The organism is Mucilaginibacter sp. 3215, from assembly GCF_050433785.1.
GTDB lineage: Bacteria > Bacteroidota > Bacteroidia > Sphingobacteriales > Sphingobacteriaceae > Mucilaginibacter.
The window spans coordinates 1-22650 of the sequence record NZ_JBNPWO010000028.1 but is presented as its reverse complement, the minus strand read 5'-3'; the positions used below and the strand labels follow the sequence as shown (position 1 = coordinate 22650).

The 22650-nt window shown below is 43.4% G+C and carries 17 protein-coding genes; 6 read left to right on the top strand and 11 right to left on the bottom strand.

The genetic code is table 11. The features are described 5' to 3' along the window. Positions 1–3: 3 nt before the first annotated feature. Entirely contained in the window at positions 4–1410 is a 1407-nt protein-coding gene (locus tag ABIC84_RS26335; RefSeq protein ID WP_429265505.1) for a RagB/SusD family nutrient uptake outer membrane protein, read from the top strand. A 163-nt stretch (positions 1411–1573) separates the two neighbouring features. Further along, positions 1574–1960, top strand: coding sequence for a hypothetical protein (locus tag ABIC84_RS26330; protein WP_426581469.1), 387 nt, complete (start codon positions 1574–1576; stop codon positions 1958–1960). A 113-nt stretch (positions 1961–2073) separates the two neighbouring features. Here the strand turns inward: ABIC84_RS26330 and ABIC84_RS26325 are convergent, their stop codons facing one another. Beyond that, positions 2074–3732: an SUMF1/EgtB/PvdO family nonheme iron enzyme gene (locus ABIC84_RS26325; RefSeq protein ID WP_426581467.1), complete on the bottom strand. Its 1659-nt coding sequence runs from the start codon at positions 3730–3732 to the stop codon at positions 2074–2076. 242 nt (positions 3733–3974) lie between these two features. Between ABIC84_RS26325 and porV the strand changes: the two genes are divergently transcribed. Together porV and ispF are read left to right on the top strand one after the other, a co-directional pair. Continuing rightward, positions 3975–5144, top strand: a complete 1170-nt coding sequence (porV, locus tag ABIC84_RS26320; protein ID WP_090533878.1) for a type IX secretion system outer membrane channel protein PorV — start codon at positions 3975–3977, stop codon at positions 5142–5144. Then, positions 5144–5626: a 2-C-methyl-D-erythritol 2,4-cyclodiphosphate synthase gene (gene ispF, locus ABIC84_RS26315; protein ID WP_426581464.1), complete on the top strand. Its 483-nt coding sequence runs from the start codon at positions 5144–5146 to the stop codon at positions 5624–5626. The genes porV and ispF overlap by 1 nt, the downstream gene beginning before the upstream one ends. 97 nt (positions 5627–5723) lie before the next feature. Here ispF and ABIC84_RS26310 read toward each other — a convergent pair whose 3' ends face one another. The 7 genes from ABIC84_RS26310 to ABIC84_RS26280 all read right to left on the bottom strand — a co-directional run bounded on the left by ABIC84_RS26310 (position 5724) and on the right by ABIC84_RS26280 (position 15045). Next, complete coding sequence (locus ABIC84_RS26310; protein ID WP_429265504.1) at positions 5724–9179, bottom strand: glycosyltransferase; 3456 nt, start codon at positions 9177–9179, stop codon at positions 5724–5726. Positions 9180–9245: 66 nt separating this feature from the next. Then, on the bottom strand, positions 9246–9407 hold the full coding sequence (locus ABIC84_RS26305; protein WP_429265503.1) for a FeoB-associated Cys-rich membrane protein: 162 nt from the start codon (positions 9405–9407) through the stop codon (positions 9246–9248). 59 nt (positions 9408–9466) lie between these two features. Further along, positions 9467–10660: a hypothetical protein gene (locus tag ABIC84_RS26300; protein WP_429265502.1), complete on the bottom strand. Its 1194-nt coding sequence runs from the start codon at positions 10658–10660 to the stop codon at positions 9467–9469. A gap of 110 nt (positions 10661–10770) precedes the next feature. Next, entirely contained in the window at positions 10771–11598 is an 828-nt protein-coding gene (locus tag ABIC84_RS26295) for a type 1 glutamine amidotransferase (RefSeq protein WP_429265501.1), read from the bottom strand. Between the two features lie 144 nt (positions 11599–11742). Next, positions 11743–12840: a carboxylate-amine ligase gene (locus tag ABIC84_RS26290; protein ID WP_090533867.1), complete on the bottom strand. Its 1098-nt coding sequence runs from the start codon at positions 12838–12840 to the stop codon at positions 11743–11745. Positions 12841–13010: 170 nt separating this feature from the next. Continuing rightward, positions 13011–14198 (bottom strand): ATP-grasp domain-containing protein, encoded by a 1188-nt coding sequence (locus ABIC84_RS26285; RefSeq protein ID WP_429265500.1) that lies wholly within the window; start codon positions 14196–14198, stop codon positions 13011–13013. Positions 14199–14337: 139 nt separating this feature from the next. Then, entirely contained in the window at positions 14338–15045 is a 708-nt protein-coding gene (locus ABIC84_RS26280; RefSeq protein ID WP_429265499.1) for an esterase family protein, read from the bottom strand. A gap of 164 nt (positions 15046–15209) precedes the next feature. On the opposite strand from ABIC84_RS26280, the gene ABIC84_RS26275 reads away from it, so the two are divergent. Together ABIC84_RS26275 and typA are read left to right on the top strand one after the other, a co-directional pair. Beyond that, positions 15210–16016: an alpha/beta hydrolase gene (locus ABIC84_RS26275; protein ID WP_429265498.1), complete on the top strand. Its 807-nt coding sequence runs from the start codon at positions 15210–15212 to the stop codon at positions 16014–16016. Positions 16017–16113: 97 nt separating this feature from the next. Beyond that, positions 16114–17925 carry a translational GTPase TypA gene (typA, locus tag ABIC84_RS26270; protein ID WP_176622498.1) on the top strand — a complete coding sequence of 604 codons (1812 nt, stop codon included), beginning with the start codon at positions 16114–16116 and terminating at the stop codon, positions 17923–17925. 32 nt (positions 17926–17957) lie between these two features. Here the strand turns inward: typA and ABIC84_RS26265 are convergent, their stop codons facing one another. From ABIC84_RS26265 to ABIC84_RS26255, 3 genes are all read right to left on the bottom strand, one after another. Continuing rightward, positions 17958–20768 (bottom strand): S8 family peptidase, encoded by a 2811-nt coding sequence (locus ABIC84_RS26265; RefSeq protein ID WP_429265497.1) that lies wholly within the window; start codon positions 20766–20768, stop codon positions 17958–17960. 97 nt (positions 20769–20865) lie between these two features. Next, positions 20866–21696, bottom strand: coding sequence for a M57 family metalloprotease (locus ABIC84_RS26260; RefSeq protein WP_090533853.1), 831 nt, complete (start codon positions 21694–21696; stop codon positions 20866–20868). Between the two features lie 259 nt (positions 21697–21955). Continuing rightward, entirely contained in the window at positions 21956–22420 is a 465-nt protein-coding gene (locus tag ABIC84_RS26255; protein WP_429265496.1) for an aspartyl protease family protein, read from the bottom strand. Positions 22421–22650: the final 230 nt, after the last annotated feature.

Sequence of the window (22650 nt, the reverse complement as noted above, 5' to 3'; positions counted from 1 at the left end):
ACAATGAAAAAAACTAAATATTCAATTATAGCATTAAGCACAATAGTAATGCTGTATAGTTCCGGCTGCCAAAAGCAACTGGATATAAAGCCACAGGATTCAGTTGAACAGGATCTTGCAATTAAAACTTCAAAAGATGTTCAGGGCGTACTTGTGGGTGCTTATACAGCAGCTGGTTTAAGAGGGTTATATGGTGGCCGGTTTCAATCAACCACAGACTTTTTAGCTGATGATGGCGACTTTTCATATTTCGGAACTTTTTCAGAATATACTGAACTGGCAAATAAAGCGCTAACCGTTAATAATATTTTTGTTGAAGGTGTTTGGGATAGCGGGTATAATGCTATTAACGTGTGCAACAACGTTTTGGCCAACTTAAATCTGGTTGATGCTGCCAATAAGGATAGAGTGGAGGGTGAAGCCAAATTTTTACGGGGCATGATCTATTTTGATTTGGCAAGGGTGTTTGGTAAGGCATGGAATGATGGAACGCCCGCTTCAAATCCGGCTGTACCAATAATATTAACTCCAACAACTTCAATTCCTGGTATTCAGAAGCCTTCACGCAATACAGTTGCTGAAGTTTACGCACAGGCTATAAAGGATCTTACAGATGCCGAGGCAAAACTGGATACTTATAAAACTTCATTCGCTAACTCTCCTGATGCTTCAGCGGTGCTCGCGCGGATATATCTCACACAGGAAAAATTTGAACTTGCCGAACAGGAAGCTACTAAGGTAATTAGTTCGGGTTTATACTCTTTGGTTCCTGTGTTTAAGGATGAGTTCCAAAATTATGAACAGGCAACACGTGTGTTCAATTCGAGTGAAGATGTGTTTGCTATTCAGATGTCTCCCCAATCAGGTTTCAATGCATTAAACGAAGTGTTCGCCAGTGCCGATTTTGCAGGCAGGGGAGAAACTGTAATTAATCAACAACACTTTGACAGGTATGAATCGGGAGATGCAAGAGCTGATGAGTTTTATAATGATGGCGATAATTATACTGCTAAATTCAATAATAAGTTTGGTAATGTGATTGTGATAAGGCTTGCCGAAATGTACCTGATAAGATCAGAAGCCAGGTCGCAAAAAACAACTCCTAATTTTGCAGGTGCTATATCTGATTTGAATGTTGTAAGAAACCGGGCCGGATTAGCCAATACAACTGCAGCAAGCAGTAAGCAGGCGTTACGTGCTGCGGTAGAGAATGAACGCCGTGTGGAACTGCCTTTTGAAGGTTTCAGGCTGTTTGATTTAAAACGATACAAAGGTAGCACGGTTACTACAGATGAAGACGGAAATGTGGCAGATACTTTTGAGTGGAACTCGCCAAAATTGATCTTCCCAATCCCGAAACGCGAGCGCGATGCAAACCCTAATTTAACGCAAAACGAAGGATATCAATAACAACTGTATTCTTTTAAATGTTTATATCCCGGTGGTAGCTTACCACCGGGATTTTACTTTATTAACCTAAGTAAGTCTTTCAGTTAACCTGATGTTATTTGCTGACCAGATTGGGTTTAGCTGCTATTTGAAGTTTACTCATATTAAACATACCTAAAACACCATGGAAGATCAACAAATACTTGCCGCCCTGAATGCTCATTGGCAGGCATCGGCAGCCGGTGATATCAACGCGGAACATGACATATACGATGATGATGTGATCTGTGATTATCCTCAATCAGGCGAGCGGATTTTTGGGCGCATTAATTTGCAGGCCTTGCGTGGGCATCATCCGGGTAAGCCATCGGGTTTTCGTGTCAGGAGGATTCTGGGAAAAGGCGATACCTGGGTCACGGAATATACCGTTAAGTATCAGGAGCAGCTGGCTTACACGGTAAGCATTATGGAGTTTCGTGAGGATAAGGTAATACATGAAACACAGTATTTCGCAGATCCCTTCGAAGCCCCGGCCTGGCGAAGCCAATGGGTTGAGCCGATCGATGGATAACGCATTGTTGAAGCAAGATCTATGCTGATTGGTGATAATCTATTTTGATTACTTTAAAACAAATAAGGCCTCTCATTACTGAAAGGCCTCATTTCAAATATCTGTTATAAAAATTATCTTGTTTTAAACGGTTTAGCTTTTTTAACCGGGTAATGTGGTTTGCCATTAGGGTTAATTTCGGGAGCGCCAACTAAGGTCATTGCACAGCGGAAACCAACTTCGGCACTTGCCTCGTCCTGATCCATAAAACGACGGGTAGCAGGGTTTAGCCAAAACGCCATGTCGTTCCATGATCCACCTTTGTAAACTTTAGAGTGATCATTAACCAGGGTGGTTGTTCCGTAAAGAGCTTTATTAACTTCGTCTTTTTCACCCCTCGCATCCGGGTTGTAAGCTTTCCCCGAGTTTTTAGGCAGCAATGAATCAATTGGTAATGAACCTGTTTGAGGAGTTGTAAGAGGCGCGTTTGGATTGGCGCTTTGCGCGACTGTATTCTGTTGCTGTAAAGCTAAAAGTTCACTGTATTTTAGCTTCTTATTAGCATGTGCGGGATCTTTGATTGGCTTGCCATATTTGTCTTTTGCATAAAGTCCTTTGCTTGGATCTGCAAGGCGTTTGTTTGAAAACTCATTACCGCGGAAAGGGTTAAAATCTTCAAACTCCTCAAATGATGTTTGGCGGTAGGTATCAGCAACCCATTCGTTTACATTACCCGCCATGTTATACAAGCCAAAATCATTAGGTGCATATGAACGTACAGGGGCGGTAATGTCTGCCTTATCGTTCAGGTAACCGCCAACACCGGCGTTGTCACCGTTGCCGCGTTTAAAGTTTGCCATGATCAAGCCACGGGTTTTGCTTTTTGCCGAACGTACTCCCATACCGTTCCAAGTATATATTTTGCCATCATCGATGTTTTCAAACTGGGTATTTCCTGCAAGGGCTAATGCTGCATATTCCCATTCGGCTTCTGATGGTAAGCGATATGCTTGCTTAAGGATCCCGTCTTCCATACGTACAGGCCTAACGGCTTTGCCGCCTTTTCCTGTCCCTGCCTGGGCATTAGGGCTCAGGTTAGGCATCATTTTTTTACCATCGATGCCTGCTCCGGTCATCTGGCCGTTGAGGTAAATATCAGTATTAAAAGGTTGTCCGTTCGCTGCAATGCCGGCATCACCGCCGCCACCTTTTTTGCCCATATCTTTCCACGCTACCATTTTTCCGGTTTCGCGTAAAATGTTTTCATTGGTACGGTCGGTGCGCCATGAGCAATAATCCTGTGCCTGGTCCCAGGTTACGCCTACAACAGGATAATCCTGAAAAGCAGGATGACGCAGGTAGTTATCTACATATGGCTCATTATAAGATAAAGGATGACGCCAAACCAATGTATCAGGCACCGCATTGTAATATAACTCGCGATCCTGCGGGAAAGTAATGTTTATCCAATGCAGGTAATCAAGCCAATCCTGATTTGATACCTCGGTTTCGTCCATGTAAAAAGAAGGCACGGTAACCCTGCGGCGTACATTATTATAATCGTAAGTTATGTCCTGGTCGGCACTGCCTCCCATAACAAAAGTACCACCCTCAATAGGCACCAGTCCGGGCCCTGGAGATGGATGGCTTTGCCTAAAACGCTCATAACCGCCGTTGTTTTTATCGTTATAAGTTATACCCGTTTTTTGCGATTGCTCACGTTTACTGCAGCTACTCATCACGGCACCTAAAGCCAACAATCCCAGAGCAGTTTTAGTAAAAAGTATTTTCATATTTTTACAATTATATTAAGTGGTAAATTTATAAAAAAATGGATACAGTGCTTATGCTAATGAACCATTATTTAGAAATAAATACTACAATTATCAGAGGTTTTAACGAAAATTTAATGAAATTAGTTGCGTTGATTTAAATTTTTGATTTAACTTTCAGCAAAAGCGGGGACTTGAAAATGTGAAGCAAGTCATGGTCCTATGTTTATAAAATACAAATTGTTAAAACCTAACTCCTACAAATGAAGTTTTTTACATTTCGAGGCCTTGCTATCATTACCCCATTTTTATTGCCACTTGCTGCTGCTGCGCAAACAAATCCTAACGGAAGTAATATCAATGCAATTCCCACCGAGGTCCCTTTTTTAAATATTTCACCTGATTCGCGTTCGGGGGCTATGGGGGATGCTGGGGTGGCTTTGTCGCCGGATGTAAATGCGAATTTTTGGAATCCGTCAAAGCTTGCATTTTTAGAAAGTAATGATGCGTTGTCTGTATCATATAGCCCCTGGTTAAGGCATCTTGTGCCTGATATCAGCTTATCATACCTGAGCTATGCCCATAAAATTGATGAGCGGAACACAATAGGCGCTTCGCTCAGGTATTTTAATTATGGTTCCATTCAGCTTACCGATGATAACACAAACGACCAGGGTACTTACACACCAAACGAGTATTCGTTAGATGTTTCATTTGCCCGTAAGTTTGGCGATAATTTTTCACTGGGCCTTACTGCCCGGTATATTCATTCCAATATATCAAGTATTTCGTTTGCCACCGGCTCAAGCCAGGCGGCAAAAGCCGGCAATGCTTTTGCTGCAGATGTTTCACTATACTACACGGCGCCTTATGGTGATGGCAATACTTTTGCTTTTGGAACCCACATTTCAAACATTGGTACAAAAATCAGCTATAGCGATGTGGGCAACAAGTATTTTTTGCCGGCCAACTTGAAATTAGGGGTGGCTAACACCTGGCAGTTAGATGATGTTAATGAGTTTACAGCAACCTTCGACATCAACAAACTGCTGGTACCAACTCCGCCCCTGCGCGACAAGGATGGTAAGATCATCAAAGGCAAGGATGATAATGTATCGGTGCCGGCGGGTCTTTTTCAATCGTTTGGCGACGCACCGGGTGGTTTCAGTGAAGAGTTGAAAGAGATCAGCTTTTCGCCGGGTGTTGAATATTGGTACAACAAACAGTTTGCTGTGCGGGCAGGCTATTTTTATGAAAACCCCAACAAAGGCGACAGGCATTATGTTACCATGGGTATTGGGTTTAAGTACAGCGTTTTTGATTTTGATTTTTCGTACCTGGCAGCCAGCCAGCAAAATAGTGCCCTGGCCAATACTTTGCGCTTCACTTTGTCGGCAAATTTTGGTGGTACAACAAATGCTTCTAAAAGATAATGGGTAAAATTAAGGTAGGTTTTGGGTTTGATGTACACCAGCTAAAAGAAAATCACCCCTTCGTTTTGGGCGGAGTTAAACTTGAGCACCATGCCGGTGCTTACGGACACTCAGACGCCGATGTATTGTTACACGCCATTTGCGATGCCCTGCTGGGGGCGGCAAACCTGCGCGATATAGGCTTTCACTTTTCAAATAAGGATGACAGATGGAAAGGTATCAGCAGCTTGATCCTTTTACAGCATGTTGTTGCCCTGATCAAAGAAAAAGGGTTTGCTATTGGCAATATCGATGCCATGGTATGTCTTGAGGCTCCGAAGATCAACCCGCATATCCCGGCAATGAAAACCTACATAGCCGAAGCTGCGGCTATCAGCGAAGAAGATATTTCCATTAAAGCTACCACAAACGAGCAAATGGGTTTTATTGGTAGGGAGGAAGGCGTTGTGGCTTATGCGGTTTGTTTGATTGAAAGGGAGTAAGGAAGCACTCTATAGTTACAAACTAAGGGCATAGTCGTCCGAAGTCAGAGACTTCGAATCCGTATACTATAGTTTGTAACTAAACGATCTTTTAATCCTAACTATAATGCTTATACAACAAATACACAATCACCGCAACTATTGCCACGCCAATTACCATATATATTGGCTGCGCTTTTTTGCTTCCTGAGCCATCAACTTTCACATTGCCGGTGCGTTTAAGCACTCCCCATCCGCTCAATTCGCCTTTCAATGCTTTTCGCAGTGATTTAAACAGTACGTAATACATTAGTTGCCGCCACATAAAACGCTGCGGAATGATATAAATGAGTTTCTTGTAGTCTTCCTTTTCCATCCGGAAAGCGATGATGCCTACTATAAAATCAACCACCACAAATGCTACGTAATAAAGCAGCATCTTTTCGGGTTTTTCACCGAACAGGGCGAATAGCATCATCAGGTCTGCCAGAGGGGAGAACAGCGGCAATATGATCTGGAAGATAAGGATGTTTGGCATCCCCACCATCCCAAAGAACTTGTACTTTTTGTTAAACAATGCGTCACGGTTTTTCCAGAAACTTTGCATCACACCAAAACTCCAGCGGAAACGCTGTTTAAGCAGCATGTTTATCGTTTCCGGCGCTTCGGTATAAGCAATGGCTTCGGCGCAGTTACGCACTACGTAGCCTTGTTTCAGGATACGCATGGTAAGGTCGCAATCCTCGGCAAGGGTATCATAGGTGAACCCGCCTGCGCGGAAAATAGCCGATTTACGGAATGCCCCAATAGCCCCGGGCACAACGGTAATACTGTTAATGAGATCAAACGCGCGGCGGTCCATATTTTGTGCGGTGATATATTCTATCGACTGCCAGCGGGTGATGATATTGGTTTCGTTGCCAACTTTAACGGTTCCGGCTACGGCGCCAATTTCCTCATCTGTAAAATAGGTCATGAGCTGGTAAACAGCATCAGTTTTGAGCTGGGTATCGGCGTCAATACAAACCACAAAATCATTTTGGGCGTGGGTAATGCCAAAGTTTAATGCTGATGCCTTACCTCCGTTTGGTTTGGTTAAGATCTTGATGAGCGGATTACCTTTATAGGCGGATTCTACAACCTCAAATGTTTTATCTTTTGATCCGTCATCAACGAAAATGATCTCGAACGATGGATAATCGGTTTTGAGCAGGCTTTGTATAGTTGCTACTGCATTAACTTCCTCGTTGTAGGCAGGAACAATGATGCTCACCGCAGGCATCACATCGGCATTGCGATCAAGCTTTTTGGATTTTTTATCCATGCTTCGCTGCCTTACAGCCAAAATACCAATAAGCACAATGCGACCAATAGCCAGGAATATAGCCGACAGGAATATATAAATCAGCGCCCAGTTTATATAGTAATAACCATGAATAAAAACATCATAAGCGGGCCCGAAAATGCCTGTGCTTGGATCCGGTTTAATCGGCGGCATCAGGTCGTCCTTAGTTTTGCCCAGCACATCGGCAATAGTGGTAAACTGGTACCCTTGCGATTTAAAGTAATGAATGATTGCAGGAAGGGCTTTAACGGTTTCTTCACGGGTATCACCTCCTGCATCATGCAGTAATATCATCGATCCGTTATCTTTTTGCCTTATGGTGCGGGCGATGATACTATCGGCAGTTACGCCGGGCTGCCAATCCCAGGGATCGATAGATTCGCCGATGGTGATATAGCTTTGACGGCGGCTTTCCGCAACCGGAATAACTTCGGCAAGGGTTTGCGGCTCGGCATCGGCATTAAATGGCGGGCGGAAAAGGATAGTGCTTCGGCCGGTTACCGATTCAATAAGTTTGCGCGTGGAGTTAAGCTCCAGGATCACCCTTTTTAAGCTGATGGTTGAAATATCGGGGTGGAAGAACGTGTGATTGCCTATTTCATAACCTTCTTCGTATTCGCGCCGCAATAACTGTATGTTTTTTTCGGCCATAGAACCCACAACAAAGAATGCTGCCGGTACCTTTTCGGCTTTGAGGATATCTAAAATACGCGGGGTAAAATCGGGGTCGGGGCCGTCATCAAAAGTTAAAACCACTTTCTTGGGGGCATAACCATACCTGCGGATCACATATTTAGTAGGAAGTTTTATATAATGCTGATCGAGGATGGTAAACGTAGATGTATCCATTTTTACATCAATTACCCCGGTGGTAGGAGTAGTAATGAGGTCAAGCACCTCGCCATCACCATCATAGTCAACATTTACACGGTTGTTCAAACCTACAGACGTAAGTCTCCGCATATCCACACCTGTTTTTTTCAATGAGTCTATCGACAGGTTTTTCTGGAAAAATGTCCACAAACGCGGATCTTCGGCACCTAAACGCCATAAAGCCACGCCGCCGGTGGCCCAGTCGTCGGCCATGCGGATCACGTTAAAGTTTGTTGCCGCGTCTGTAAAGTAAATGGTATGGTCAAGGCTGTCCTTGTCTATATAAGTAAAGTGCAGGTTGGCCGAATTAGGATCAAAAGTAATTTTGCTTTTTTGCTCCTCTGCAGTACTGATAGCCTGCTGATAACCGATAGTTTTACCTACACTGCCTTCGGGCCAGTCATAAGCGCCGCCTGCAAATGTTAAGATTATTTTTTCTGACGGCACTTTTGAACATACGTCATCGAGGATTTGCTCAACCCAGCGCTGATTTGAAAGATCACCGGCATTGGTTGCTTCATAATGCTCATCAATAGCCATGATGAACAGGAAATCGTTTACATGCTGGAGCTTTGTGATATCAAAACTTTCATCCTCCGGCACTACGTTTTGAGTAACCAGGAAACCTTTGGCATGCAAGGTTGTATAAAGCTCATTTTGAAATGCTATGTAATTTTTACTGTTGCGGTCCCTTAGTTCATCAAAATCAACGTTGACACCCTTCAGTTTATTTTTGGTAAGCGAGTTAACTATGCTGTTAATAAAATTACTACGGAGTGTTTTATTGTTAACAATACGGTCGACATCTTTAGTGTCGTAGCCGCCATGTGTGTTGTTGTAGTTTACGTAGTTTGACAGCGATACAATAATTGGTTTGTTGTATTTTTTATTGAGGTTCATCAGCCCGGTATCGAGCTTGGTTACAACGGTATCAGTTTTAGGTACTATAGAAAAGCCTTCGCTCACTACCATATCCAGGTGGCCAATATTCACCACCAGCGAGTTATAAGCCTGTGGTTCCCACGCACGATAAAAGGCGGCGTTTATACGGTCTTTATTGTTAGGTTGTTTAAGCTGGTGTAATTTCTTAGCTCTTTCAAGTGCTTCTATTTCAGATTTTTGTATTTTGAATGATTTGAACTTCGTTGACTTTTTTAATTGCTCAAGCTCCTCCTTGGTCATTTTTTTGGGAGCAGGGTTAAGGTTGGGAAGCTCGGGGTAGTAGGTTGAGCGGATAGTAACGAAAACGGCTATTATTCCAATAATCAATGCAGCCAGTAGTACACGACTCAACCATTTAAAACGGTTCCACCTACCGGGATTATCAGCCTGAAAAACTTGCTTGCTTGATGACATTAAGAAAAATTACTTTATTAAAAGTATGGGTTACTTATGAAGATTGTATGAAATGAGAATTGGGCATTATTTGGTGGTTTTTCCGGGTTCAATACCTGAAAAATCGACACCACATTTGCAATTGCCGCCACAGCTTTTTTTGGTGGTAAGCGCCCTGTACATCATACGGACGATGTAAAAAACAGCGCCTGCAAAAAGTATCGCGATAATGATGATTTGCATATTCATAAAGACAAAATTAAGCATTATTTAATATATACGTACAGACAGGGTAATTAGTGTAAAGTTTAACGCGGCATAAAGGCAACTGTGCCGCCAACCCAATTAAAATGCTTGTTATAACGTACGCCTATCATTTTTCCGCGGCTTAAACGCGCAAGGTTAATGGCAAGCGTAGGTTTTTCATCCCCATCGGGCCAAAGATAAAGTAACCTGATCTCGGCTTTTACACCGCCTTCCGGCGATTGCACAACAGGCTCGTAATTCACCTTTTCCTGCAAGATCCAGTTTTCAGGATCTGTAATGGTTTCTATGTCTTCCTTACTAATATCGATAATTACCCCCTGACCTGCAAAGGAGAACAACGGTTTAAGAACATAGTTTTCCAAATTAGCAGGGATTTGCTTCAATTGGTGCAAAAACTGCGTTTGGGGAATGTAATCGCCCGTTAAAAAAGGCATGGTGAATTTGCTAATCCGGTAAAACCAGTTGGGATGAGTGATCCATTCAACCTCAAGGGGCTGCCTGATATCGGCCGTCGTGGTAAAAATATCCGGATCGCCCGCTATCTCGTCAAATATTAAACGATTATAAATCCGTTTAATTTGTTTCTTTTGATCGCCCACTTTATAATAAAGTTTTTTACCATCCTGGATCAGATCGCCTAAAGACACCACCGGCGTACCAATATATTTTTGTGTGAGATAAAAATCTACCGCTGTTTTTTGCTCCGGGGCGTTTACATCCATCAGCACAACTTCATCAGGCTGATAAGGGCTTATGATTGTTTTTTTAAGCAGATCGAGATAACTTTCCTTACCCAATCCTCCAAAAAAGATAGTTTCATCAGCCGGAATATCAAAGACTTCCCGGTAGGTATTGCCCAGGTGCACCTGGAAGCCGTAAAGTGAAGGGAAGCCCTGCAATTCGATGAGTTTGGGTACGATATTACCCTGCTCATCTTTACAGATGCCAAAATCCAATGCGATAAAATGCGGGTGATCATTTTCATTGGCTACCCGCCAAAAATCGGGGATAGCCCGCTCAGTAAGTTCTTTGAAATTGGGCTTGAGGATTGTATCAGTAATATCATTACCGGCGGCGATGAGCTTATCACGAAAATCGGCAGTCAAAAACACCGGTGTTTCCGCAACACGGAAGGGAACAGGTTCACGTAGACCTTCATTAAGAAGATTCAGAAATTGACTGTACTTTTCCTCGCTGAATGTTTCGTTAAATGTTTTTCTGGCTGGTGGATTCATTACCTTTCATATTGTGATGTCATTGCGAGCGTAGCGTGGCAATCGCATACTATACAGAGCGGTCTGGCCTCCGTGCGATTGCCACGCTACGCTCGCAATGACGTAGTGGTTTATACTACACCCAACACGTTCTCTACCGCCATATCCAAAAAATTAGGAATAAGCGTATGCTGGGTATGTGTTATTTTATCCGGATCGTCGAGGCGTTCAAGCATCTCTTTATATTTAACCTCGCCATGTTCTCTGATGACTTCCTCCTTTTTTTCTTCGCGAAGCAGCATCCCTTTCATACCTCCAGCATCGGCCTCGGGGTGAAATTGGGTAGCAAAAAAATAATCGTTATACCTGATGGCCATCATTGCCCTTGGTAAATCAACATGCGGACGTTCTTTCTCTATTGCTACCAGTTGCATGCCCAGTTCTTTAAAGCGTTTTTCATCAGGATTGATCACCTGCCAGCTGCGCGAGTCAACAGCGTAAAAAGGTTCGGCTAAACCTTCAAATAGTGGTTCGTTTAAGCCAAGCCCAGTTTTATTAACCGGCAATACTCCGAATGAAGGGGAGCGGCGCATATTAATATCGCCCAGTTTATAATAACGGCACATTAACTGAAACGAATGGCACACGAAGAACACATGCTTTTTATTGCTGTTATTAGATAAGTTGTGATCTTCCAGTTTATTAACCAGGTTAAAGTATTTCTTTTCCCACTCGGTACCCTCGGTTTCCAATGGATTGCCGGGCCCTCCGCTTGATATATAAATATCAAAATTGAGATCGGCCATTTCGCATTTGCGGCGTACATCAAAGATCTGGTAAGTTAAATTCAGATCGTGTTCGGTTCGGTATCGCTTTAAAATATCCTGGAAACCGCGCATACCCTCGTTCGCTATCCCATCATACAGATCAAGTATGGCTACTTTTATTTCCGGTTTCATAAGCGAGCCCCCTCTAAATCTCCCCCGGTAGGGGAGACTTTTTGTTTTTTAAATAAAAAAATAACTAGTCTCATTTGATCTGCCATGTAACTGATTTTTAAGCCCTCCCTCCCGGGGAGGGTTTGGGAGGGCCGTTGGGTGGGGCTACAACCCCTTCAAAGTTTGTGAAGTGATATAATCCACCACGTCGGCAAAGTTATTGTTTTGCTGATAAATAGCCAGCTGCCTGTCGGCGCCGGTGCCGTGCTCCAGGATATTGTGTACATATTGCAGGTCATCTCGTGAGCCGAGTTCATCAACTACATCATCTACAAAATCAAGCAGCTCCAAAATCAGCGAACGGGTGTTTACCTCCATTTCCTTGCCAAAATCTATCATTTTGCCGTCGATACCGTACCGGGCCGCACGCCATTTATTTTCGTTAATGAGCGCGCGCGAATAGTTAATGAACTTCATGTTTTGCGCCCTGAGCTTGTATAACTTGGCACATAAAGCCTGGAACAAAGCTGTAAACGCGATGGTTTCATCAACCAGCATAGGGCAGTCGCAAATTCGGAACTCGATGGTTTCAAAGAAAGGGTGTACCCGGATATCCCACCAAATTTTTTTGGCGTTATCAATGCAATTGGTCTTTACGAGCAGCTTAATGTAGCGGTCATACTCCTCAATGCTGCTGAAATAATCGGGGATACCGGTGCGCGGAAACTTATCAAAAACCTTGGTACGGAATGATTTGAAGCCTGTGTTCCGCCCTTCCCAAAATGGTGAATTGGTTGAAAGGGCATACACATGCGGCAAAAAATAACGCACCTGGTTGGCAATGTGAATAGCCATATCGCGGGATTGGATGCCAACATGCACATGCAAACCAAAAATGAGGTTGGAACGGGCCGCCTCCTGCATCTCATCCACAATTTCAAAATACCTGGGGTTATCGGTAATTAATTGATGCTGCCAGTGCGAAAACGGGTGTGTACCCGCGGCGCCAATCCGCAGACCAATATCACCTGCCAGTTGCGCTACCGTGGTACGAAGCTTACTTACCTCTTTGCGGGCCTCCTGGGTATTGCGGCAAATATGTGTACCCACCTCAACTACAGCCTGGTGCATTTCGGCTTTCACCTGGTCTTCATGGATTTTTTGGGCTGCATCCACAATTTTTTGCTCATGCGATTTTAGCTCCCGCGATACCGGGTCAATCACCATAAATTCTTCTTCAACGCCTAAGGTAAATTCGTTCATTATTGGTTGGGGTTATGATATTTCATTTTCAAAAGGGCGGGATTGTGCGATTCCCCTCTTGAGAGGGGTGGAGGGGTGTGTTTTGCTTTGATTTTATAATTCGTACAACACACCCCTGCTATCGCTCTTTCCAACCGCGCCCCCTCTCAAGAGGGGAGTTTAGGAGCTTCTTATTTCTTAGCCGCTTTTTTAGGCTTAGTCACTGCTTTTTCTTTTACAGCGGCTGCTTTTGCGGCGGGTTCTTTCACTGCTGCCGCTTTTACTGCCGGTTCTTTCGCAGCAGCAGCTTTTGCTGCCGGTGCCTTAGTTACTGTGGCTTTCTTCACTTTCCCTTCTGTTTCAATAGCATGGTCAACCACAGCCACGGAAACATCTGCTTTAACAGTCGCTTTTTTTGCAACTGCTATCAAGGGCATTTTTGCTGCCGAGGTTTTTACAAACTCGCCCCAGGTAAGGTTATCCAGACCATCTTTTTGTTGTTTAGCCCGTTCAATGGCATAACTGGCAGCGGTTTCAACCACCCAGTCAAAGTTTTCCTGGCCAACGCTGGTAACTTCAGCATCGGGGGCGGGGTTACAAAAATCAATCGCGTATGGGATGCCGTCGCGTACGGCAAACTCCACTGTATTAAAATCGTAACCTAAATATTGGTTTAGTTTGATCACATAATCTTTAATGGTGTCCAATAGCTTTTTAGATGCAGGTGCTTTACCATGCTCATAGCGCAGGTGGTGAGGATTGCGCGGCTCATACTGCATAATTCGCACATGCTTGCCGCCAATGCAATAGCAGCGGAAGTAATCATCAAAAACAACTTCTTCCTGCAGCATCATTACATATTGCTTGGTTTTATCGTACTTGCTGAAAAAATCTTTCTCATTTTCCACTTTGTATACCTCTTTCCAGCCCCCTCCGTCAAAGGGTTTCATGTAAGCCGGGAAACCTACATAGTTGAAAATTCCGTTCCAGTCCAAGGGGTAAGCCAGGTTGCGGAACGACTTGCTGGTGGTGTCATCAGGCAATTCTTTTGATGGCAGGATCACTGTTTTAGGTACCGGAACCCCGATCTTTACAGCAAGGGCGTTGTTAAAAAACTTTTCGTCGGCGCTCCACCAAAAAGGGTTGTTGATTACCGCGGTACCGCAAATAGCGGCGTTTTTTAGGGCCGCGCGATAGTAAGGCACATCCTGCGAAATCCGGTCGATGATCACAGCATAGTCAAGCGGTTCGGCCTGCATCACTTTATCGAGCCGTACAAACTCGGCACTGATGCCTTTTTCTGCTTTTTGGTTTACACGGTCAACAAATGCCTGCGGAAACGAATCTTCCTGTCCGAATAAGATACCGATTTTTTTCATGGTAGTAGATGTTTTTATGTTTGTTTTTCTTTGGGTTTCAGGTTGATGTAAATCTTGTTCTTTATTTTTTCATTTTTTTCCTGTCTCTTAAGTTCTTGCCTTATTATTTTCTTGTTTCTTGAATCCTGATCTCTTGTTTCTATTTAATCGTTGATAAATAATGCGGGAACATTTCGCGCCAGATGGGCCAGTCGTGATTGGCAAAAGGGCGGACATCCAGCCAGTGTTTAATGTTTTTTTGTTTTAAAATATTTGAGAGCTGGATGTTATAACCTTTACATATGTCATACTCGGATGTACCAAGTACAATGTTCATTTGCCAAAGGTCATGATGGTTACTGCCCGGCAAAAAATCGACCGGGTTATTATAAAAAATGTTATCATCATAATAACCATCGGTAAACATTTTAATATCAAAGGCCCCGCCCATGGTAAACAAATGCCTCACCTTTTCAGGATGTTTGAACGCGAAATTGGCGGCATGATAGCCCCCAAAACTACAGCCGGCGAGAGCTACCTTGCCAACACCTGTTTCATGCATGGCCCAGGGGATGAGCTCGTTTATCAACATGCGATCGTACCCTGCATAGGTTTTGGCCCTGTCGGCCGGGTGGATGCCTTTATTGTACCAGCTGCGGTCGTCGATAGTATCGGGGCAGTAGATTTTCACCAGTCCATTATCAATAAACCATTTTACACTCTCGATCAGGCCGAAATCTTTGTTTTGATAATAGCGGCCTTTGGTAGTAGGGAAAACGATCACAGGATAACCGCGGTCGCCGAATACCAGCATTTCGAGGTCGGTGTTGGTGTTGGGTGAGTGCCAGCGGTGAAATTTTTCGGTCAAAGCTTGTAGTTTTTATAATGATTGTAAGTTAGGAGGTTTGTTTGAAAAAGGCAACAGCCTGATAATATTAATCCTTAGCCGCCAAAAAGTAAAAAGTATAGCTTATTTTTGCGCCCTTAATTTTAATTTAGAAAGAGATGTACCCGGGCTGGCTTGATACTGAAATGACAATAACCGAACAAGAAATAAATATAACCTCGGCACTGCTGGAGCGGGAAGTGACCTTAACCATCCTGAAGCCGGAAGACAGTGATATCGCCGAACCGCTAAACCTGCTGCTGCTTAATGACGGACAGGAGCTTGAGAACCTCGGATTAAAAACCACGCTCGAAACATTATATAATACCAATCGCCTTAAGCCGCTGCTGATCGTAGCTATCCATGCCGGAGATAGCCGCCTGGATGAATATGGCATTGCCGGTAAACCCGATTTTAAAGGCCGGGGTGCCAAAGCAGGTGTATATACACAATTTATAAAGGAAGAACTATTGCCTCAATTACTACAATTAACCAGCCTTACTGAATTTGATACAACGGCCTTTGCAGGCTTTTCGCTCGGCGGTTTATCTGCTTTTGATATTGTTTGGAATAACCCGATGTTATTTGATAAAGCGGGCGTTTTTTCAGGTTCGTTTTGGTGGCGGGGAAAAGACCTTGCTAAAGGTTATACCGATGCCGACAGATTAATGCACCAGGTGATCAGGGAAACCAAAATCAAACCATCCATCAATGCGTGGCTGCAAACCGGAACCAAAGATGAAACCACCGACCGTAATAAAAACGGCATTATTGATGCCATTGACGATACCATAGACCTGATCAAAGAAATGGAGGGCAAAGGTTTTAAACGCCCGGAAGAAATTCAATATATTGAAGTAGTAGGAGGTTCCCATGATACAGCTACCTGGGGAAAAGCAATGGCTAAGTTTTTGGTTTGGGCTTTTGGAAATAAGGTATTAACTGCCTTTTGATACTTTGATTACATTAATTATTAACTATAACTTGTAAACGGCTTTATAATCTCATATATTAAGCGTACCTTTGCGCCAAATTTTAGGGAGCATTTTCATGCAAAAAATAAGAAATATCGCGATTATAGCGCACGTTGACCACGGTAAAACTACTTTGGTTGATAAAATTCTGCACAGCTGTGCCATTTTCAGGGACAATGAGCAAACCGGAGAGTTAATCCTTGACAACAATGACCTTGAACGTGAGCGTGGTATCACCATCGTTTCAAAAAACGTATCTGTAAGGTATAAAGATGTTAAGATCAACATTATTGATACCCCTGGTCACGCCGATTTTGGTGGCGAGGTTGAGCGTGTATTGAAAATGGCCGATGGTGTATTATTACTTTGCGACGCTTTTGAAGGCGCTATGCCTCAAACTCGTTTCGTAACTCAAAAAGCTTTGGCTTTAGGCCTTAAGCCAATTGTAGTTGTAAATAAAGTTGATAAAGAGAACTGCCGCCCCGAAGAAGTTTACGAACAAATTTTTGAATTATTCTTCAACCTTGAAGCTACTGAAGAGCAACTGGATTTCCCGGTTATCTACGGTTCATCAAAACAAGGCTGGATGAGCACCGATTATAAAAAACCAACAACGGATATTTTCCCGTTAATGGATGCTATTTTGGAAAACATTCCTCCGGCGCCTATTGCTGAAGGTACTTTACAAATGCAGATCACCTCTTTAGATTATTCATCTTTCGTAGGTCGTATCGCTATCGGTCGTGTGGCACGTGGTACCATTAAGGAAAACCAACCGGTATCTTTGGTAAAACGCGACGGCACCATCCAAAAATCAAGAATAAAAGAGCTTTATACATTTGAAGGCTTGGGTAAAGTACGTGCTACTGAAGTTAGCTCGGGCGATATCTGTGCCGTAGTTGGTATTGAAGGTTTTGATATTGGTGACACCATTGCCGATTTTGAAAACCCGGAACAACTGGAAGTAATTAAAATTGATGAGCCAACCATGAACATGTTGTTCACCATCAATACTTCACCTTTCTTTGGTAAAGAAGGTAAATTTGTTACTTCACGCCACCTGCGCGATCGTTTGTACAAAGAGATGGAAAAAAACCTGGCGCTTAAGGTTGTTGAAACCGAATCGCCTGATTCATACCTGGTTTATGGTCGTGGTATCCTTCACTTATCGGTATTGATCGAAACTATGCGCCGTGAAGGTTATGAATTGCAGGTTGGTCAGCCGCAGGTTATTATTAAAGAGATCAACGGTGTTAAATGTGAGCCGGTTGAAACCCTGATTGTTGACGTACCGGGTGATGTTGCAGGTAAAGTAATTGAACTTGTAACTCAACGTAAAGGCGATTTGTTGATCATGGAGCCTAAAGGCGATTTGCAACACCTTGAATTTGATATCCCTGCACGTGGCATCATCGGTTTACGTAACAACGTGTTAACTGCAACAGGCGGCGAGGCTATCATGGCACACCGTTTCAAAGCATACGAACCATGGAAAGGTCAGATCCCGGGCCGTTTAAATGGTGTATTGGTATCAATGGATACCGGTAAAACTACTGCTTTCGCAATTGATAAATTACAGGATCGTGGCAGGTTTCACGTTGATCCCGGAGTTGATATTTATGAGGGCCAGATTTTAGGTGAGCACATTCGCGATAACGATTTGGTTATCAACCTAACCAAAGGCAAGCAGTTAACCAACATGCGTGCATCAGGTAGTGATACCAACGTACGGATTGCTCCGGCTATCAAGTTCTCGTTGGAGGAATCAATGGAATATATCCAGGCCGATGAGTATATTGAGGTTACGCCGCAAAGCATCCGCTTGCGTAAGATCTATCTTAACGAAAACGAACGTAAGATCAACGCTAAGAAATTTGTTAGTCAATAATTTTCAATAAACAAGTATATGAAGCCCTTCGGTTAACCGGAGGGCTTTTTTGTTATCAGTTTACCATTGTAAACTACTTTGCCATTTAGTTCGATGGTATAAACATACATGCCTGCCACGAGGTTTACGGGGATGGTGTTTTGTAATTCATTGATGCTTTTAACCAGGGTTAACTTACCATCGATGCTGTATAGTTTAAATTCGTAATTATTGATATCGCCGCTGATGATATTGATCTGGCCGGCAACAGGGTTGGGGTATATAACAAATTGGTTGGGCTGTAAATAAACAGCATCGGCTATGTTGGAGTATATGATATCGCCATTGATTGTGGTGAGTTTTGCCCGGTAATATTGTTTGCCTTGTCGGGGATTATTGTCTGTATATATATAATCCACCGCCGTACTAACCGGGACGGTATTTAAAGTAACGTATTGGCCGGCAGTTGTAGTTTTTTCCCATGTGATGGATTTAAGATTATAAACACTGCCCAACTGCAGGTTAAGCACAACGGTATTGTTAACTACATTTGCCAATAATGTTTTTACATAGCAGCCAACCCCCTGCGTGGTAGCATTAATAGTATAACTTTTTAGCCCCTCAAAACCACTACCTGTAGGGCTCACCGCAAAATAAGTTGAAGTTTGTTGTTGCGCGGGTATAATGATGCTGGTATCGGCAGTTGATACAAGTTTTTGAAGCAGGTTATCTTTAATAGTATAAACGTTGTAGCCTGTGCTGCCTGGTTGGGGTTTCCATTGCAGGAGCGTGCCGCTGGCGCAATTATACCCTATATCAAGTGTTAAAGGTTTTGAAATGCTGAACTCCGCGCTGGTAAAAGTTTGACCGCCGATATCCATTTTAAGCATGGTTTTGGTAAAAACATCGGGCGCTGTCCAGGTATAATAGCGGTTTTTAAGGGTGGCATTATTAATGGCCTGCCAGGTTTGGCCGTGATCATAGCTAACGCTTATTGTACCCGATGTGGTATTGAATGAGCTTTGCCATCTCAGGTAATTGTCCTCGCCGGCAAAAAGCTGGTCGCCGGCCGACGGGTAGATCCATTCAAACCGGTTTGATATGATCTCCTGGTGGGCGACATGAAATTTTTGAACACCGGCAGTAACCCTTCTGCCCTTAACATGCACCATGTATGTGCCAGCCGCGGGGTTTTGTAAACTTATTTGTTCTGTGTTGTTTAATGTATCCACTCGTCTTTTTGGCGGGGCAGATAACGAATCGGCAGATGGGAAGCTGCTGAGCACCCATGGTAAAATTTGCTGCCCGGATGGTGTGGTAACAGTAAGATCGAGATCATTTACCAATGCCCATGGCGCATTAACGGCCGCCGCGGGGTCATTCCAGGCCAATGAAACTTTAAGCTCCCTGCAATTTGCCGGGACCGTTATGGAATAGTCTGTTTGTGTAGCATTGCTAACCGAGCCGGTAAAAGTGCGTTTTTCATTGATAGTGCGCAGTGCTTCCAATGCATTCAATGAACCATAGCCTGTTTTATGGCTGGGACCTGATGAGCCTGTTTCATCAGCCGAGTTAATGAGTACACTTTTTATAAGCGCGGCAGATGGCAGTTGTTTATATTGTGTTTTATAAGCTTGCTGCAGCAAAGCTACCGTGCCTGATACGAGGGCTGCAGCGCCAGACGTACCATCCTCACCATCCGCGATCAATTCGGGCTTGATGCGGCCATCATATGCGGGTCCTGCCGAGCTTAAGGGTTCGGGGGCACCCGTTCTGCCGGTGCCGCCAACCACCAATACATTTTTAGCCTGCTTAAAGTCGCCCGAGAGGTTGGCTACCCCGCTTATACCGTTGTAAACCCCGCTTTCGGGCGTAGAAGTGCCGATATTCCCCGATGAAAATACATGCACCAGCGAATCATTTTCAAGGATCTGCTCATCATAAGCGGCACTTTCGGCACCATAATAATTTTCAATGCCGGTACCATATGAGTGGTTTTGCACCGAAATTCTGAATGATTTAAAAATGGTAGTGCTATCGGGCATTAGTTGTGCAAAAGATGATGACGTGAAATTTACTTTAGGCGCAACTCCCAGGCCTTTGATATATGAGTTGCCATTGCCGCCTATAAGGGTCGCCATGGTGGTAGCGTGTCCTGATGTGATATCGGATGTTTTGAAGGATGTGAAGCTGCGGCCTAACAGGTCGAGATCATTATCATAGCGGTCTTCTTTTACCGAAACGTTAATGCCGGATCCGGTTATACCCGGAAAATTAGCCCCTATGGCCGATATGGTATTTAAGCCGAGATCGATATCGCTAATGGCAAGTTCTTCATGAGGTTGGCGCACCTCATTGGCAAATAATATATAGTCCTGTTGAAGTAAGGCAGGTAGGTTTTCTAACTTGATTTTAAGACGTACTAAGTTGCCGGTTTGACCGGTAATGGCTCCGGATTGTTGAATGTGCTTAATAACGGTGTCATTAACAGCTGTAACTGTAACCTCAATGGCTTGTGTGTGTGCCGGATGCTGCTTCCAGTTTTTTGCAAGGTTATCTGAAGCTTTCCAAATGGGGGAAGCGGCGCTGTTATTTATAATATTAGCATCGCTTTTGATAGCAGAGACTGATGATACTACATAATAGTTATAGGAGACCCGTTTGATGATATTGTATTTCCGGCTATCAATATGTGCCGGATCTTTAAATTTTACAAGGTAATACTGGTTGGGACTTTTTTGCGGAGATAAAGATGTTGCTTTATAAAGTGAAACAATTGCCTCGTCGCTCATGTGTTTTTGTGACCATGACACTTTAAAGCATAAAAAAAGGAGTAATACGGTAACAGGTAGTCTTTTTGTCATAGGCGGTAATGTGATCAAACCAATAAAGGGGAGCTGCAGCATCCCCTTTATTGATAAAGCTATTTAGTCGAAATGTAAAAAACAACTATAGGCGTTATTAGTATAAATAATTTAACGCTATCTGATCATTGGCATTAAACGTACGGTCGGTACCGCTTGAGCAGGCTAACATCCATGAGCCGGCATCTGCCTTGGTTGGTGTGCCCGGAATGTTGATAGCGCCTATGCCTGCCGAACCTTCGTTTACATGTCGGCCGCCGCAGCTGAACGCGCGGTTCATATAGTCGGTATGACGGAAACCGATACAATGGCCCAACTCGTGCTGAATAACTGATGTTACATAACCCAGATCAGGGTTAGTGCCATAAGCCTGTTCGTTGGTGTTCATCTGGATTTGGCTATACGGGTCGCCCGATGAAGTAGGGAAGCCTGATGAACCTAAAGTGATATAACCGCCGCTTGGGCCCTCGTTAAAGCCGATGATATCGATTGTGCCGCCACTGCTAACCATTTGAAATTTAAGCGTGAGGTTTAAAGCATTGTAACGTGCAACCGCCGCGGTAGCCGCGTTAAGGTAAACAGTAGGCAGGTTTGTAACTGATACGGTTACTGTCCTGGGTAGATTTTTAACCAGGTTTGTGGTACGGTACTGCTCAACATCGGCAATTCTTAAGGTAGGGCTGGTGCTTGCTTCGGCTAAATTAGCTTTAGTGAGCAGGATATCTCCTTCAACAAGATAGCCATCGCCCTGCCGGCGCACTTCATCGGTGCTGAAGCCTAAGTTTGTAATACTTTTCAGTACATCATCCGGAATAGCGGTTGGGCTGGTGGTTGTAGTTTTTGCAGCCTTGTCTTTTGAACAGGAGAATAGTACAGAGACTCCGACAAGCACGCTTAGTCCGATCCCTAATAATAGTTTTCTTTTCATTGTTTTCGTTACGTTTTAGATGTAAAAGAAGAATTAATTTCAGCAGCCGGCCAGCGCTATTAACTTATACGCAATATATAAATAAAATGTTATGAATTTATTAATAGAAAATAACAAAAAAATATTCTTTTTAGGAATTATTGTCTTTTTATTCGATTGATATCAAAATTATAATTGTCATTTTGACCATTATGCCAATTATAGCTTTGTTTTAACCCAATGGGTATTTTTGGAGCGAACCCTTGTTGATTAATTAAAATTACCTTCGAATATATAAGGCACCGCGTAAGCTTGACAAAGGCTTTTTTAGTTTCAGTACCCGTTTCCCATAGTCAATAACGGCTTTATATTTCATTAAAATATCTCCGCCCAAAACACCCAATACCTGCGGGTGCCCCATTTGGCCGTAGGCCACATTAATAGTGGAAAGATCAAGCACAGCTACTTCAAATTCGGCGATAGGCAAGTCGCCGATGTGCAGGTCGCTGACTGTTGCTGTAAAAGATTCCATGGTATTAGTGCCGAGGCCAGTGGAGAGTTTATCGCTGGCTAAGATGTTCATGGTTTCATTGGCTTCGGAAAGCACCGTTTGATCAAAAGCGGTTTTTGACGCGCCGGTATCCAGCACCATAATAAAAGTTTTTTCAAACAGCATAACTTCAACCAGCGGGTGGAAACCATCGTCATGCAAGTCGATAATACGGAGCGGGACAGATATAATCATTGCAGGTATGCCAATTACAGATGTGCAAATGTGCAGATTAAAGCAGTGATTATTATTGGTACTGTTAGAAAAAAATCAGCGGTAATTTTAAGATTTAATTAAATACCCATCTTTCACGGCGCGATCTTTCAATTGTGATAAGGTTTAGGCTTTAAAGATCACTAACAGGGAAGTTAATTTTAACAAGTCCATTTAGTTTCTTTATGAGGCTAAATTAGGGTTAACCAATC

Coding starts and splice junctions, on each gene's coding strand:
- ABIC84_RS26290 (WP_090533867.1), bottom strand. CDS start 12,840: ATGAACGAATTTACCTTAGGCGTTGAAGAAGAATTTATGGTGATTGAC.
- ABIC84_RS26260 (WP_090533853.1), bottom strand. CDS start 21,696: ATGAAAAGAAAACTATTATTAGGGATCGGACTAAGCGTGCTTGTCGGA.
- ABIC84_RS26285 (WP_429265500.1), bottom strand. CDS start 14,198: ATGAAAAAAATCGGTATCTTATTCGGACAGGAAGATTCGTTTCCGCAG.
- porV (WP_090533878.1), top strand. CDS start 3,975: ATGAAGTTTTTTACATTTCGAGGCCTTGCTATCATTACCCCATTTTTA.
- ABIC84_RS26330 (WP_426581469.1), top strand. CDS start 1,574: ATGGAAGATCAACAAATACTTGCCGCCCTGAATGCTCATTGGCAGGCA.
- ABIC84_RS26335 (WP_429265505.1), top strand. CDS start 4: ATGAAAAAAACTAAATATTCAATTATAGCATTAAGCACAATAGTAATG.
- ABIC84_RS26305 (WP_429265503.1), bottom strand. CDS start 9,407: ATGAATATGCAAATCATCATTATCGCGATACTTTTTGCAGGCGCTGTT.
- ABIC84_RS26300 (WP_429265502.1), bottom strand. CDS start 10,660: ATGAATCCACCAGCCAGAAAAACATTTAACGAAACATTCAGCGAGGAA.
- ABIC84_RS26255 (WP_429265496.1), bottom strand. CDS start 22,420: ATGATTATATCTGTCCCGCTCCGTATTATCGACTTGCATGACGATGGT.
- typA (WP_176622498.1), top strand. CDS start 16,114: ATGCAAAAAATAAGAAATATCGCGATTATAGCGCACGTTGACCACGGT.
- ispF (WP_426581464.1), top strand. CDS start 5,144: ATGGGTAAAATTAAGGTAGGTTTTGGGTTTGATGTACACCAGCTAAAA.
- ABIC84_RS26275 (WP_429265498.1), top strand. CDS start 15,210: ATGACAATAACCGAACAAGAAATAAATATAACCTCGGCACTGCTGGAG.
- ABIC84_RS26265 (WP_429265497.1), bottom strand. CDS start 20,768: ATGACAAAAAGACTACCTGTTACCGTATTACTCCTTTTTTTATGCTTT.
- ABIC84_RS26310 (WP_429265504.1), bottom strand. CDS start 9,179: ATGTCATCAAGCAAGCAAGTTTTTCAGGCTGATAATCCCGGTAGGTGG.
- ABIC84_RS26295 (WP_429265501.1), bottom strand. CDS start 11,598: ATGAAACCGGAAATAAAAGTAGCCATACTTGATCTGTATGATGGGATA.
- ABIC84_RS26325 (WP_426581467.1), bottom strand. CDS start 3,732: ATGAAAATACTTTTTACTAAAACTGCTCTGGGATTGTTGGCTTTAGGT.